Origin of the sequence: Microbacterium sp. W4I4, from assembly GCF_030816235.1 — a bacterium.
GTDB lineage: Bacteria > Actinomycetota > Actinomycetes > Actinomycetales > Microbacteriaceae > Microbacterium.
Genome location: NZ_JAUSXT010000001.1, coordinates 210,369 through 224,320 on the forward strand (window position 1 = coordinate 210,369; position 13,952 = coordinate 224,320).

General features: G+C 68.1%; 11 protein-coding genes and 1 pseudogene. 10 read left to right on the plus strand and 2 right to left on the minus strand.

The window, feature by feature from the left end; translation table 11 throughout:
• The first annotated feature begins 265 nt into the window (after window positions 1-265).
• The 4 genes and pseudogenes from ileS (at window position 266) to ndk (ending at window position 5,794) form a co-directional block, all read left to right on the plus strand.
• Window positions 266-3,631, plus strand: coding sequence for an isoleucine--tRNA ligase (ileS, locus tag QF046_RS01050; RefSeq protein WP_307365320.1), 3,366 nt, complete (start codon window positions 266-268; stop codon window positions 3,629-3,631).
• Window positions 3,628-4,981: pseudogene (locus QF046_RS01055) on the plus strand (folylpolyglutamate synthase/dihydrofolate synthase family protein). The gene ileS and the pseudogene QF046_RS01055 overlap by 4 nt, the downstream one beginning before the upstream one ends.
• Window positions 4,978-5,376, plus strand: a complete 399-nt coding sequence (locus QF046_RS01060; protein WP_307365322.1) for a DUF4233 domain-containing protein — start codon at window positions 4,978-4,980, stop codon at window positions 5,374-5,376. Before QF046_RS01055 ends, QF046_RS01060 begins: the two are co-directional and overlap by 4 nt.
• Before the next feature lies 1 nt (window position 5,377).
• The gene (gene ndk / locus QF046_RS01065; RefSeq protein WP_307365324.1) at window positions 5,378-5,794 is read left to right on the plus strand and encodes a nucleoside-diphosphate kinase; all 417 of its coding nucleotides are present in this window, start codon (window positions 5,378-5,380) and stop codon (window positions 5,792-5,794) included.
• A gap of 64 nt (window positions 5,795-5,858) precedes the next feature.
• On the opposite strand, the gene QF046_RS01070 is transcribed toward ndk, so the two are convergent.
• Window positions 5,859-6,470, minus strand: a complete 612-nt coding sequence (locus QF046_RS01070; RefSeq protein ID WP_307365326.1) for a vitamin K epoxide reductase family protein — start codon at window positions 6,468-6,470, stop codon at window positions 5,859-5,861.
• Window positions 6,471-6,736: 266 nt separating this feature from the next.
• Between QF046_RS01070 and QF046_RS01075 the strand changes: the two genes are divergently transcribed.
• Complete coding sequence (locus tag QF046_RS01075) at window positions 6,737-9,178, plus strand: Rne/Rng family ribonuclease (RefSeq protein ID WP_307365327.1); 2,442 nt, start codon at window positions 6,737-6,739, stop codon at window positions 9,176-9,178.
• On the opposite strand, the gene QF046_RS01080 is transcribed toward QF046_RS01075, so the two are convergent.
• A complete protein-coding gene (locus QF046_RS01080) occupies window positions 9,143-9,409 on the minus strand; it encodes a DUF4031 domain-containing protein (protein WP_307365329.1) in 267 nt (88 codons plus the stop codon). The genes QF046_RS01075 and QF046_RS01080 overlap by 36 nt on opposite strands.
• 212 nt (window positions 9,410-9,621) lie before the next feature.
• Here QF046_RS01080 and rplU point away from each other — a divergent pair, with 212 nt between their 5' ends.
• From rplU to QF046_RS01105, 5 genes are all read left to right on the plus strand, one after another.
• On the plus strand, window positions 9,622-9,930 hold the full coding sequence (rplU, locus tag QF046_RS01085) for a 50S ribosomal protein L21 (RefSeq protein WP_307365331.1): 309 nt from the start codon (window positions 9,622-9,624) through the stop codon (window positions 9,928-9,930).
• Window positions 9,931-9,949: 19 nt separating this feature from the next.
• Window positions 9,950-10,207: a 50S ribosomal protein L27 gene (rpmA, locus tag QF046_RS01090; protein ID WP_307365333.1), complete on the plus strand. Its 258-nt coding sequence runs from the start codon at window positions 9,950-9,952 to the stop codon at window positions 10,205-10,207.
• 101 nt (window positions 10,208-10,308) lie between these two features.
• Window positions 10,309-11,808: a GTPase ObgE gene (gene obgE, locus QF046_RS01095; RefSeq protein WP_307365335.1), complete on the plus strand. Its 1,500-nt coding sequence runs from the start codon at window positions 10,309-10,311 to the stop codon at window positions 11,806-11,808.
• Window positions 11,805-12,593 (plus strand): glutamate 5-kinase, encoded by a 789-nt coding sequence (proB, locus tag QF046_RS01100; RefSeq protein ID WP_307365337.1) that lies wholly within the window; start codon window positions 11,805-11,807, stop codon window positions 12,591-12,593. The genes obgE and proB overlap by 4 nt, the downstream gene beginning before the upstream one ends.
• A gap of 54 nt (window positions 12,594-12,647) precedes the next feature.
• A complete protein-coding gene (locus tag QF046_RS01105; RefSeq protein ID WP_307365339.1) occupies window positions 12,648-13,940 on the plus strand; it encodes a glutamate-5-semialdehyde dehydrogenase in 1,293 nt (430 codons plus the stop codon).
• Window positions 13,941-13,952 lie beyond the last annotated feature (12 nt).

Genomic DNA, 13,952 nt, shown 5'->3' on the forward strand with positions numbered 1-13,952 from the left:
GGATGGGCGATGTCATCAGAAGGGCATGGCTGACCAGGAGTGCGGTGTTCGCGGACTGGCGTAGAATGGCGGGACAAGCACTGATCCGGACATCACCGGGGAGCTCTCGGAAGAACGGTCGCAGGACCCAGTAGAACCGAGCGGGGCAGGCCCGTCATCGCCGCAGTGAGAGTGGCAGCGCCGTGAGGCGCGGCACGCGAGGTGGTACCGCGGTCCGCGAGGATCGTCCTCGCAGCAGCATCCACCCACGACACTGCGAGTGCACATGACCTACCCCCGCCCCTCCGTCACTGGGACCGAGTCCTCCTTCGGCCCGGCCGCCGATTCCGTCGTCCCCAGCCCGCGATTCCCCGAGATCGAGACCGAGGTCCTCGACTTCTGGAAGAACGACGACACCTTCCGGGCATCCATCGCGCAGCGCGAGGGCGCCGACGAGTGGGTCTTCTACGACGGCCCTCCGTTCGCGAACGGTCTGCCGCACTACGGGCACCTGCTCACCGGGTACGCCAAGGATGTGTTCCCGCGCTTCCAGACCATGCTCGGCAAGAAGGTCGACCGCGTGTTCGGGTGGGACACGCACGGTCTGCCCGCTGAGCTCGAGGCCATGAAGCAGCTCGGCATCACCGAGAAGAGCGAGATCGAGGCCATGGGCATCGACGTCTTCAACGCGAAGGCGCGCGAGTCGGTGCTGGCCTACACGCACGAGTGGCAGGACTACGTCACCCGTCAGGCGCGCTGGGTGGACTTCGAGCGCGGCTACAAGACGCTGGACCTCGGCTACATGGAGAGCGTGCTGTGGGCGTTCAAGACGCTCTACGACAAGAACCTCGCCTACGAGGGCTACCGGGTGCTGCCGTACTGCTGGCGCGACGAGACCCCGCTGTCGGCGCACGAGCTGCGCATGGACGACGACGTGTACCAGGACCGTCAGGACCCGTCCGTCACGGTCACCTTCCCGCTCACCGGCGCGAAGGCCGAATCCCTCGGACTCACCGCTGTGCGCGCCCTCGCCTGGACGACCACACCGTGGACGCTGCCGACCAACCTCGCCCTCGTCGTCGGACCCGACATCGAGTACGTCGTGCTTCCGGCCGGCCCGAACGGCGCCGCCGACATCGTGGCGGGCGACGACCCCGCCGAGAGCGACGCGCACCGCTACCTGCTGGCCCGCGACCTGCTCGCCGGCTACGCCAAGGACCTCGGCTACGAGTCCGCCGAGGACGCGCTCGCCGCCGTCGACGCGACCCACCGCGGCTCCGAGCTGCAGGACGTCACCTACGACCGACTGTTCGACTACTACGCCGACACCGAGACCTGGGGCACCGAGAAGGCCTGGCGCATCCTCGTCGACGACTACGTCACCACCACCGACGGCACGGGCATCGTGCACCAGGCGCCCGCCTACGGTGAGGATGACCAGCGCGTGAGCAATGCCGCCGGCATCCCGACGATCATCTCGCTCGATGACGGTGGACGGTTCCTCTCGAACGTCACGGACGTCGCCGGTCAGCTCTGGATGGATGCCAACACGCCGCTGATCCGCCTGTTGCGGGGAGCTGGACGGATGCTGCGCGAACAGAGCTACGTGCACTCCTACCCGCACTGCTGGCGGTGCCGGAACCCCCTGATCTACAAGGCCGTCTCGAGCTGGTTCATCCGCGTGACGGACATCAAGGACGACATGCTCGCGAACAACGAGCAGATCACCTGGGTGCCCGAGAACGTCAAGCACGGCCAGTTCGGCAAATGGCTCGAGGGCGCCCGCGACTGGTCGATCAGCCGCAACCGCTACTGGGGCTCGCCGATCCCGATCTGGAAGAGCGACGACCCCGAGTACCCGCGCGTGGACGCCTACGGCTCGCTCGCCGACATGGAGCGCGACTTCGGCACGCTGCCGCGCAATCCCGAGGGCGAGGTCGACCTGCACCGGCCGTACATCGACGAGCTGACCAGGCCGAACCCCGACGACCCCACCGGCAAGAGCACCATGCGCCGCATCGAGGACGTCTTCGACGTGTGGTTCGACTCGGGCTCCATGCCCTACGCGCAGGTGCACTACCCGTTCGAGAACCAGGAGTGGTTCGACTCGCACGCGCCCGCCGACTTCATCGTCGAGTACATCGGGCAGACCCGCGGCTGGTTCTACGTCATGCACGTGCTGTCCACAGCCTTGTTCGACCGTCCCGCGTTCACCGGGGTGAGCTGCCACGGAATCGTGCTCGGCAGCGACGGCTACAAGATGTCGAAGTCGCTGCGCAACTATCCGGACGTCAGCGAGGTGCTCGACCGCGACGGCTCGGATGCCATGCGCTGGTTCCTGATGTCCAGCTCCGTGCTGCGCGGCGGCAACCTCGCCGTGACGGAGGAGGGCATCCGCGCGGGTGTGCGCGAATTCCTGCTGCCGCTGTGGAACTCCTGGTACTTCTTCGCGACGTACGCCAACGCCTCCGACGGCTACGAGGCGACCTGGCGCACGGATTCCACCGATGTGCTGGACCGCTACATCCTCGCCCGTCTCGGCGACCTCGTCCGCGAGGTGCGGGTCGATCTGGAGGGGCTGGATTCCACCACGGCATCCGCTCGCCTGCGCGACTTCGCCGAGGTGCTCACCAACTGGTACATCCGCCGTTCGCGCGACCGGTTCTGGGCGGGCGTCACCGAGGATCCGAAGAGCCGTGAGGCCTTCGACACGCTGTACACGGTGCTGGAGACCGTCGCCCGCGTGGCGGCACCCCTCGTGCCGCTGATCAGCGAGCGCATCTGGCAGGGCCTGACCGGCGGACGCAGCGTGCACCTGACCGACTGGCCGGATGCCGAGCAGTTCCCGGCCGCGGATGACCTTCTCGACGAGATGGGATGGGTCCGCGAGGTAGTGAACCTAGGACAGGCGCTCCGGAAGAGCAAGAAGCTTCGGGTGCGACTCCCGTTGCCGAAGCTGACGATCTACCGGACTCATGGTCCGGACATCAATGCCTATTACGACATCATCCGTGACGAACTCAACGTCAAGCTTGTCGAGGAGTCTGGTTCTGGTCGAGACGGCATCGATTACGACCTACGGCAGACCCTGAGCGTCAATGCACGAGCGGCTGGCCCGCGAATTGGCAAGCAGGTGCAGGATGCCATTCGGGGATCGAAAACCGGGGACTGGAGAGTTCACGGGACTGGTGTCATCGCGGGGAATGTCGAACTCGTGGAGGGAGAGTTCACTATCGAGCTGGAAGCGGCGAAGCCCGATGATGCCGTTGCATTCCTCAGCGGCGACGGCTTCATCGTGCTCGACACCGTCACCACTGCGGAGCTGGAGGCCGAGGGCCTGGCCCGTGATGCCATCCGCGTCGTGCAGGAGGCGCGCAAGAACGCGGGCCTGGATGTCAGCGACCGCATCGTGCTGGCGCTGAACGCCTCGCCGGAGAATGCCGCGGCTCTGCAGCAGCACGCCGAGCTGATCGCGGGGGAGACCCTCTCGATCGGGTTCGCCGTGCAGCCGACCGAGGGGATCGAGGACCTTCTGGCGGACGTCACGAGTCCGGGAGACGGCGTGTTCCGCAGCGGCGCGAAGGCGCTGGGCGCGAACAAGGACGCCGTCATCATCACGATCGACACGACCGCACAGGAGGGAACCGCGTGAACGACGAACAGCGAGCAGACGCCGTCTACGAGGCGCTTCTCGAGCGGGCGGGAGAGCGCTGGGTGCAGCCGCGCAAGGAGCGCACCGCGCGCATCCTGACCCTTCTCGACGACCCGCAGCGCACCTACCGCGTCGTGCACATCACCGGCACGAACGGCAAGACCTCCACTGCCCGGATGATCGAGAGCCTGCTGCGCGCCCATGGGCTGCGCACCGGACTGTTCACCAGCCCGCATCTCAAGCGCTTCACCGAGCGGATCATGATCGACGGTGAGCCCATCGACGATGGTGCGGTCGCCGACGCCTGGGACGAGATCGAGCCGTTCGTCGGCATCGTGGATGCCGAGCTCGAGTCTGCGGGCGACGCCCCGCTGACCTTCTTCGAGCTGCTGACGGTGCTCGCCTTCGTCGCCGCGGCGGACGCGCCCGTCGACGTGCTGGTCCTCGAGGTCGGCATGGGCGGCTCGTGGGATTCCACCAACACCGCCGACGGCGACGTCGCGGGTGTTCGCGCCGATCGCGATGGACCACGCCGACCGCCTGGGCGACACGATCGAGAAGATCGCGGAGGTCAAGGCCGGCATCATCAAGGACGGCGCGGCCGTCGTCTCCGCCGAGCAGAAGCCCGAGGTCGAGGCCGTGCTGCGTCGCGTCGCCGTGGAGAAGGGCGCCACGCTCGCCCTGGAGGGCGATGCCTTCGGCCTGTCGGCGCAGACCCTCGCGGTCGGCGGGCAGCTGATCAGCATCAAGGGGCTCGCCGGACAGTACCCCGACGAGTACCTTCCCCTGTACGGCGCGCATCAGGGCCACAACGCGGCCCTCGCGGTGGCCGCCGTCGAGTCGCTGATCGGGGGTGGAGCGCAGCCCATCGCCTCGGACATCGTGACTGATGGACTGCAGGGCGCCACCTCTCCTGGACGCCTGCAGCTGGTCGGGATCGCACCGACCGTCGTCGTGGATGCCGCGCACAACCCGCATGGTGCGCAATCGCTCGCCCGCGCGCTGGACGACAGCTTCGACTTCGACGAATGGGGTCTGGTGGTCGGGATCTTCGCCGACAAGGACACCGCCGGCATCGTCGATGCTCTGCTGCCCGCGGTCGGCGAGGTCTTCGCGACCTCGCCGGACTCGGATCGGGCGGCGGATGCGGATGCCATCGCCGACCTCGTCGAAGAGCATGGCCGCCGCGCGAGCGTGCACGCCACGCTCGCCGAGGCGGTCGATGCGGCACGGGAGTGGGCGGCATCCTCCGAGCGCCGCGCGGTCGTCATCGCCGGTTCCATCGTGCTCGCCGGAGAAGCCCTCCGACTCTCCGAGGACGAGGACTGGAAGAGCGGATGGCGCGCATGAGCACTCCGCGTGCACGTGCACCGCGCACACTCACCCAGAAGCTCGGATCCATCGTGCTCGGATTCGAATCGATCGTCGTCTTCCTCGCGGGTCTCACGGTCTTCGGGCTGAAGGCGCTGCCCGAGGGCATCCCGCCCTGGTGGGGGATCGTCGGCGGCTCGGTGCTCGCCATCGCGATGATCGCCCTGGCGGGCGCCATTGCGCGTCCCGGAGCGATCGTGGTGGGTTGGGTGCTGCAGGCGCTCGTGCTCGCAGCGGCGTTCCTCGTTCCCGCCATCGCCCTGGTCGCCCTGATTTTCGGAGGCATGTGGGCGTATGCGACCATCGTGGGGGCCCGGGTGGACCGGAGATCTCCCACCGACACCCCCATCGAGCCACACACAGAGAGCGAATGACATGGCCACTGAAGAAACACTCGTCCTCGTCAAGCCGGACGGCGTCGCACGCGGTCTGACCGGCGACATCCTCGCCCGCATCGAGGCGAAGGGGTACGCGCTCGTCGACATCCGTCTGGTCGAGCCCGACCGCGACCGTCTCGCGGCGCACTACGCCGAGCACGAGGGAAAGCCCTTCTACGAGCCGCTGCTCGAGTTCATGATGTCCGGCCCGTCCGTGGCCATCCGTCTGGCGGGCAACCGCGTCATCGAGGGCTTCCGCTCCCTCGCCGGCACCACCGACCCGACCACGGCTGCTCCCGGTACGATCCGGGGCGACCTCGGCCGGGACTGGGGCCTGAAGGTGCAGCAGAACCTCGTGCACGGCTCGGACAGCCCTGAGTCGGCTGCGCGCGAGCTGGGCATCTGGTTCGTCTGAACGCGCTTCGACAGGCTCAGCGACCCATGAACCGTGGGTCCCTGAGCCTGTCGAAGGGCAGGTCTCAGAACAGCAGACCGGCCATCTCGCCGAGGAAGTCGAGTCCGGCCAGCTGGGCCATCGCGATGACGATCGCGTAGGCGAGGATCGTCATGAGCGGCACCCAGGCCATCATCCGTCCCGCCCAGTGCTGCACGCGCGTCGAGCGCGTCAGGGTGCCGTTGCGCAGCAGGTGCACGACGGTGGCGATGAACGTCGGGATCGTCACCGCCCAGGTCACCATGCACCACGGGCACAGCACGGCCAGGCTGTAGATGCTCTGCCCGATCAGCCAGCAGATGAAGGCGAACGCGCCGAGGATGCCGAGACCGAACAGGCCCCAGAACCAGCGCGGGAACCGCACGCCCGCGAGCAGGGCCACGCCCATCACGAGCACGGCCATCCATCCGGCAACGCCGATGATCGGGTTGGGGAACCCGAACGCGGCGCCCTGCCAGGAGCCCAGGTTCTTGTCGCACTGGATGAGCACGCTCACGAAGCAGTTGGTCTGCTCGGACGGATTCTCCAGCAGGAAGAACTTCTCCAGGGTCAGCTGGAAGGCGGCCCACCAGCCCACCAGGCTTGCGATGATCAGCCAGATCCCGTACCCGACGTGCCGTGTGCGCTGCGTGGTCATATGTGGATTATCCCAGCGCCGGCTATGCGCTTGACGGGAGTCCGACGCGCGCGTCGCGACAAGGATGCCACCGGCATCGCCGCAAGGTGCGATAATGGCTCGAGATGACATCGCGAGCGTTCGCGGTCGCATCGTCAAGACTTCGGGGACATACGCCCCACGCGATCTGGCCTTTGAGCAGATCGCACGCCGATTGAGTTCGCGGTTGCAGTATCGCCGCACGAGTTTCCGCGGCACCCAGTGTCCGCGCAGGGAGTAAGCCAGAGATGGCCGTTGATAATGATGACAAGACCACCCCTACCTTCGACACGACGCCGGCGCAGCCGGTAGCAGAGGACTCCGCCGTCGCGGATTCCGTCGTGGACACGCCAGGGATCGAGACCGAGTCGGATGCGGCGGATGCTCCGGCAGACGCGACAGCACCGGCCGACGAGACCTCCCAGGTGTCTGAGGCTCCTGCCGAGGTCGAGCCCGGAGCCCAGGTCGTCCCCGGCTCTGAGGACGCCGAGCAGACCGAAGAGCCTGCTGCAGCGGCGGACGAGCCTGAGGTCGTCGCGGAGCCCGAGACGCCTGCGGAGCCCGAGACGCCTGCGGAGCCCGAGGAGCCGAAGCCGGTGACCGCGGTGAGCCTGGGGCTGATCCCCGAGGTGTTCGTCTCGAAGGTCTCCACTCTGCTGCACTTCCATGCGCCCGAGATCCTCCCGCTTCCGGCATCCACCCGTCGTGACGACGAGGACGACCGCGACGAGGACGACCGCGGCTCCGCCTTCTCGCGCCGCGGCGGCCGTCGCCGTCGCGGATCGGACGGCGACGACACCCGTGAGGAGCCGCGTCAGCGCCAGCGCACGGTCGAGTACATCACCGAACCGAAGGCGATCAAGGGCTCGACCCGTCTCGAGGCGAAGAAGCAGCGCCGACGCGACGGCCGGGATGCCGGCAGGCGTCGCCCCGTCGTCACCGAGGCGGAATTCCTCGCCCGTCGCGAGGCCGTCGACCGGATGATGGTCGTGCGGGCCAAGAACGGCCGCACCCAGATCGGCGTCGTCGAGGACAACGTGCTCGTCGAGCACTACGTCGCCCGCAACCAGGACGCGTCTCTGATCGGCAACGTGTACCTCGGTCGCGTGCAGAACGTGCTTCCCAGCATGGAGGCCGCGTTCGTCGACATCGGACGTGGCCGCAACGCCGTGCTCTACTCCGGCGAGGTCGACTGGGACGGCGTCGAGACCGGCAACCAGCCGCGTCGCATCGAGCTCGCGCTCAAGCCCGGCGACCGTGTGCTGGTGCAGGTCACCAAGGACCCGGTCGGTCACAAGGGCGCCCGCCTGACCAGCCAGATCTCGCTGCCGGGTCGCTACCTCGTGTACGTGCCCGGCGGCTCGATGAACGGCATTTCGCGAAAGCTGCCCGACAACGAGCGCGCACGTCTGAAGCGCATCCTCAAGGAGGTGCTGCCGGAGTCCTCCGGCGTGATCGTCCGCACCGCGGCCGAGGGCGCCACCGAGGAGCAGCTGACCCGCGATGTGCAGCGCCTCACTTCGCAGTGGGAGCACATCCAGAAGCTCGTGAAGTCCGCTCAGGGTGCGACCCTGCTGCACGCCGAGCCCGACCTGCTGGTCAAGATCGTCCGAGACGTCTTCAACGAGGACTTCACCCGGATGATGATCCAGGGCGACGACGAGCACAGCACGATCACCGCCTACCTCGAGAGCGTCGCTCCCGACCTGCTCGAGCGCGTGGAGACGTACACGGATGACGTCGATCCCTTCGATGCGTACCGCATCACCGAGCAGATCGAGAAGGCGCTGGACCGCAAGGTGTGGCTGCCCTCCGGTGGATCGCTGGTCATCGACCGCACCGAGGCCATGACGGTCGTCGACGTCAACACCGGCAAGTTCGTCGGCTCCGGCGGAAACCTCGAGGAGACCGTCACCAAGAACAACCTCGAGGCCGCCGAGGAGATCGTCCGACAGCTGCGTCTGCGCGACATCGGCGGCATCATCGTCGTCGACTTCATCGACATGGTGCTCGAGTCGAACCGCGACCTCGTGCTGCGTCGCCTGATCGAGTGCCTGAGCCGCGACCGCACGAAGCACCAGGTCGCCGAGGTCACCTCGCTGGGACTCGTGCAGATGACGCGCAAGAAGATCGGCCTCGGCCTGCTCGAGACCTTCAGCGAGCCGTGCGAGGTCTGCGCGGGTCGTGGCGTGGTCGTGCACCACGACCCGGTCGCGAAGCACCGTCCAAGCTCCACGAGCAGCCAGGGACGTCGCTCGCGCGGCTCGTCCTCCCCGCAGCAGTCGGGCCAGCAGTCCGCGCCCCAGCAGGCTCCGGCCGGCACAGGCACGCACAGCATCACCGAGGGTGCGAAATCGGCACTGGCCGTGATCGCGGCATCCACCATCGTCCCGGCGACCGGTGAGCACCCCACCGATGCCGCCGATGTTCCCACGGTTCCCGCCCCGGCCCAGGCGCCGGCTGCGGCCGAGCGTCCGAAGAAGTCGCGCAGGAAGCGCGGCGGTGAGCGCAAGGGGCCGCGCAGCGAGGCCGAGCAGCTGCTCGACTCCGTGCTGGACGCGCTTCCCGAGCCCAAGGCTCCCGGTCACGGTCGCAACCGTCGCCGGGTGACGACGGCGATGCTGACCGCTTCGCCGGCGGCGATCAGCGAGTCGTCAGAGCCTGTCTCGGGCTCGGACGCGCAGTCCTGAGGCGATCAGACGCCTGGTGAGCTCCTTGCCTCCGACATGCACCGCACCGGAGGCGACGAGTCTCACCAGCGCGTCCGCAGGCACGTCGTAGTGGTCGAGGTCGAAGGCTCGGCGGGGGATGTCGTTGGCCGCCGCGAAGGCGTGCAGCTCGTCCAGACTCTCATCGCTGATCAGGTGCGACCACAGTCGTCCGTGCGCCGGCCAGGCGGGGTCATCGACGAGAACGGTCATGCTGCGAGCCTACGGCGTGACACGCCCGCGGTCTCGCTTTGCGGCATCGGCTCCCATCCGGTAAAGTTGTCCTTTGGTGCGAGACCCCTGTCGGCTTTTCGAGTCGCAGGAGAAGCCTTGCGTCTGCACCCGTCGCTCGGGCGATGTACGCAAGCGACAGTCTTCCCGTGAGATTCCCGGAGCGATCCGCTCCCCAACGAAACAGGTATGAAGTGGTTTACGCAGTAGTGCGCGCCGGTGGCCGGCAGGAGAAGGTAGAGGTCGGCACGATCGTTCAGCTCGATCGTGTTCAGGCTGCTCAGGGTGAGAAGATCGAGCTTCCCGCCGTGCTTCTCGTCGACGGCACCACGGTGACCACCGACGCCGACAAGCTGGCGAAGGTCACGGTCACGGCAGAGGTCATCGGCAACCTCCGCGGCCCGAAGATCATCATCCAGAAGTTCAAGAACAAGACCGGTTACAAGAAGCGCCAGGGTCACCGTCAGGACCTCACGCGCGTCAAGATCACCGGCATCAAGTAAGCACGGAAGAGGCTCAGACATGGCACATAAGAAGGGCGCGAGCTCGACCCGCAACGGTCGTGACTCCAACGCACAGCGACTCGGAGTGAAGCGCTTCGGCGGCCAGGCCGTCAACGCCGGCGAGATCCTCGTCCGTCAGCGCGGCACCCACTTCCACCCCGGCGCAGGCGTCGGCCGTGGCGGTGACGACACGCTGTTCGCTCTTGAGGCGGGCGCCGTGCAGTTCGGCACCAAGGGCGGCCGCAAGGTCGTCAACATCGTCGCTGCCGCTCAGTAAGCAGCAGTTCTCTCGAGACGGGGCGGGCTTCGGCTCGCCCCGTCTGCGTATCCGCACATCCCTCGGCCGCGCTCAGGCCCCGAACCACCAGGAGCAGCGAAATGGTCACCTTCGTCGACACCGTCACCCTGCATCTGCGTGCGGGCAAGGGCGGCAACGGCTGCGTCTCGGTCCACCGTGAGAAGTTCAAGCCTCTCGGCGGTCCTGACGGCGGCAAGGGCGGCGACGCCGGCGACATCGTGCTGGTCGCCGACCAGCAGGTGACGACACTGCTGTCGTACCATCACTCGCCGCACCGCAGCAGCGGCAACGGCGGCCCCGGCATGGGTGATCACCGGTCGGGTGCTGACGGCGAGACGCTGGAGCTCCCCGTGCCACTGGGCACCGTCGTGAAGACCGAGGACGGCGAGGTCCTGCACGACATGCTCACCCCGGGGGAGCGCTTCGTGGTCGCCGAGGGCGGTCGCGGAGGCCTGGGCAACGCCTCGCTCTCCTCGCCGAAGCGCAAGGCTCCGGGCTTCGCCCTGCTGGGAACACCCGGCGTCGAGACCTCCATCCAACTCGAGTTGAAGACCGTCGCCGATGTGGCGCTGGTGGGCTTCCCCTCTGCGGGCAAGTCCAGCCTGATCGCCGCCATGTCGGCCGCACGCCCGAAGATCGCCGACTACCCCTTCACCACACTGCACCCCAACCTCGGAGTCGTGCAGGCCGGCGAGAGCCGTTACACGGTCGCCGACGTCCCTGGTCTGATCGAGGGCGCCAGCGAGGGCAAGGGGCTCGGGCTGGAGTTCCTGCGTCACGTCGAGCGCTGCAGCGCCCTGCTGCACGTGCTGGACTGCGCGACCCTGGAGCCCGGACGCGACCCGCTGTCCGACCTGGACGTCATCCTCGCCGAGCTCGGCGCCTACGAGGTGCCCGAGGGGCAGACGCCCCTGCTCGAGCGGCCGCAGCTGGTCGCCCTGAACAAGGTGGATGTCCCGGAGGCGCGCGATCTCGCAGAGATGGTGCGCCCTGAGCTCGAGGCGCGCGGCTTCCGCGTGTTCGAGATCTCCGCGACCGCGCGCGAGGGTCTGCGCGCGCTGAGCTTCGCTCTCGGCGAGCTCGTGGACGAGTACCGCAAGGCCGCAGCCGTCGAGGTCCCCGCCGAGCGCATCGTCATCCGCCCGCGGCAGTCCCGCGAGCAGTTCACGATCCGGGTCGAGGGCGGCACCTACGGCAACGTGTACCGCGTTCTCGGCGAGAAGCCGGTGCGCTGGGTGCAGCAGACCGACTTCCAGAACGAAGAGGCCGTCGGGTACCTCGGCGACCGCCTGGAGCGACTCGGCGTCGAGGACGCCCTGCTCAAGGCCGGCGCCGAGCCGGGCTCCACGGTCATGATCGGAACCGGCGACAACAGCGTCGTGTTCGACTGGGAGCCCTCGATCGCATCCACGGCAGAGCTGATGTCCTCGCCGCGAGGCACCGACATCCGCATCGGCGGAAGCAGCCGCCGCACGACCAGCGAGCGCCGCGAGCGCTACTACGAGCGGATGGACGCCAAGGCGGCCGCCCGCGCCGAACTGGAGGAGCAGCGCCTGGCATCCCGCGAGGGCGAGGAGTGACGGCGCTGCATCGCGCGGATCTGGCATCCGCCGCCCGCATCGTCGTCAAGGTCGGATCGTCCTCGATCAGCGGTGAGGCCTCCTGGCGCATCCCGATGATCGTGCAGGCGCTGTCGGCCGCGCATCGCCGCGGTGCGGAGATCATTCTCGTCTCATCGGGGGCGATCGCCACCGGCATCCCGGTGCTCGCGCTCGACTCGCGTCCGACCGACCTCGCGACCCAGCAGGCGGCTGCGGCCGTCGGCCAGAACATGCTGGTGTTCCGCTATCAGGAGGCGCTGCGTCCGTTCCGCATCGTCGCGGGTCAGGTGCTGCTCACGACGGGCGACCTGGAGAACTCGACGTCGCGCAGCAATGCGCGGCGGGCGATGGACCGGATGCTGGCGCTGGGCGTGCTGCCGATCGTCAACGAGAACGACACCGTGGCGACGCAGGAGATCCGCTTCGGCGACAATGACCGACTGGCCGCGCTGGTGGCTCAGCTGCTGCACGCGGACGCGCTGGTGCTGCTCAGCGACGTCGACTCGCTGTACACGAAGCCGCCGACCGACCCGACGGCGGAGCCGATCGACCGCGTGGCGGCCGATGCGGACCTCAGCGGCCTGGAGTTCGGAGCGTCGGTCGTCAACAGCGTGGGCACCGGGGGAGCGGCTACCAAGGTCTCGGCGGCGCGCATGGCAGCTGCCACCGGAATCGGAGTGCTCGTGACCAGCGCCGATCTGGTCGGACGGGCGCTCGAGGGCGCCGCGATCGGCACCTGGTTCGAGCCCGCCGTCACCGACTGATACTCCGAGGTCACGCAGGGCGCCGGCAGCCTCGCGCGCCGATAAACTGACCGGATGAGCACCCCTGTCGTAGATCCGTCCGCCGTGCCCTCCGATTCCGCGGAGAAGCCGGAGGACCGGCTCGTCAGGGCGAAGGACGCGTCACGGTCGATCGCGCAGCTCACCAGCAGCGGGCGCACCGGAGCGCTGCAGGCGATCGCCACCGCGATCGATGCGAACGTCGAGCGGATCGTCGCGGCCAACGTGCTCGACATCGAGCGCGGACGCGAGTCGGGCATCGGCGACGCGCTCATCGACAGACTGCGTCTGGACGACGTGCGCGTGGCTTCCCTGGCATCCGCCGTGCGCGACGTCGCCCTGCTTCCCGACCCGATCGGGCAGGTTCTGGGCGGGCATCGGATGCCGAACGGCGTCACCCTCGAGAAGGTGCGCGTCCCCTTCGGCGTGGTCGGAGCCATCTACGAGGCCCGACCCAACGTCACCGTCGACATCGCCGCGCTCGCACTGCGATCGGGCAACGCCGTGGTCCTGCGCGGAGGCAGTGCCGCCCGTTCGTCCAACACCGTGCTCGTCGAGATCATGCGTTCAGCGCTGGAATCCGTCGGAATCGATCGGGAGGCGATCCAGACCGTCGACGACTTCGGGCGCGACGGGGCGCGGGCGCTCATGCACGGCCGCGGCCTCGTCGATGTGCTCGTGCCGCGCGGCAGCGCTTCGCTCATCGAGACCGTCGTCACCGAGTCCACCGTCCCGGTGATCGAGACGGGAGCCGGCGTCGTGCACATCGTGCTGGACGAGTCGGCACCGGTGGACTGGGCTCGTGACATCGTCGTGAACGCCAAGATCCAGCGTCCGAGCGTCTGCAACGCGGTGGAGACCGTGCTGGTGCTGCGCCAGGCCGCACCCCTGCTCGTCCCCATCGTCGCCAGCGCCCTGCAGAGCGAGGGCGTCGCCATCCACGGTGACGACATGGTCGCCGGTCTCGTCTCGAACGTCATCCCCGCAACGGAGGAGGACTGGTCGACCGAGTACCTCAGCCTGGACATCTCCATGAAGGTCGTCGACACTCTCGACGACGCGCTCGCGCACATCCGCCGGTACAGCACCGGCCACACCGAGTCGATCATCACGACCGATTCCCGCAACGCCGAGCGCTTCCTCGCCGAGGTCGACTCGGCCGTGGTGATGGCCAACGCCTCCACCCGGTTCACGGACGGCGGCGAGTTCGGCTTCGGCGCGGAGGTCGGCATCTCGACGCAGAAGCTGCACGCCCGCGGGCCGATGGGTGTTTCGGAGCTGACCAGCACGAAATGGCTGGCTCGCGGGTCAGGTCAGACGCGGGGTTGAGGACTAGACTGG

What these genes read in the sequence shown, in the direction of transcription:
- QF046_RS01075 (WP_307365327.1), top strand. Translation starts at nt 6,737, where the DNA reads ATGGCCGTTGATAATGATGACAAGACCACCCCTACCTTCGACACGACG.
- ileS (WP_307365320.1), top strand. Translation starts at nt 266, where the DNA reads ATGACCTACCCCCGCCCCTCCGTCACTGGGACCGAGTCCTCCTTCGGC.
- QF046_RS01060 (WP_307365322.1), top strand. Translation starts at nt 4,978, where the DNA reads ATGAGCACTCCGCGTGCACGTGCACCGCGCACACTCACCCAGAAGCTC.
- ndk (WP_307365324.1), top strand. Translation starts at nt 5,378, where the DNA reads ATGGCCACTGAAGAAACACTCGTCCTCGTCAAGCCGGACGGCGTCGCA.
- obgE (WP_307365335.1), top strand. Translation starts at nt 10,309, where the DNA reads ATGGTCACCTTCGTCGACACCGTCACCCTGCATCTGCGTGCGGGCAAG.
- rpmA (WP_307365333.1), top strand. Translation starts at nt 9,950, where the DNA reads ATGGCACATAAGAAGGGCGCGAGCTCGACCCGCAACGGTCGTGACTCC.
- QF046_RS01070 (WP_307365326.1), bottom strand. Translation starts at nt 6,470, where the DNA reads ATGACCACGCAGCGCACACGGCACGTCGGGTACGGGATCTGGCTGATC.
- QF046_RS01080 (WP_307365329.1), bottom strand. Translation starts at nt 9,409, where the DNA reads ATGACCGTTCTCGTCGATGACCCCGCCTGGCCGGCGCACGGACGACTG.
- QF046_RS01105 (WP_307365339.1), top strand. Translation starts at nt 12,648, where the DNA reads ATGAGCACCCCTGTCGTAGATCCGTCCGCCGTGCCCTCCGATTCCGCG.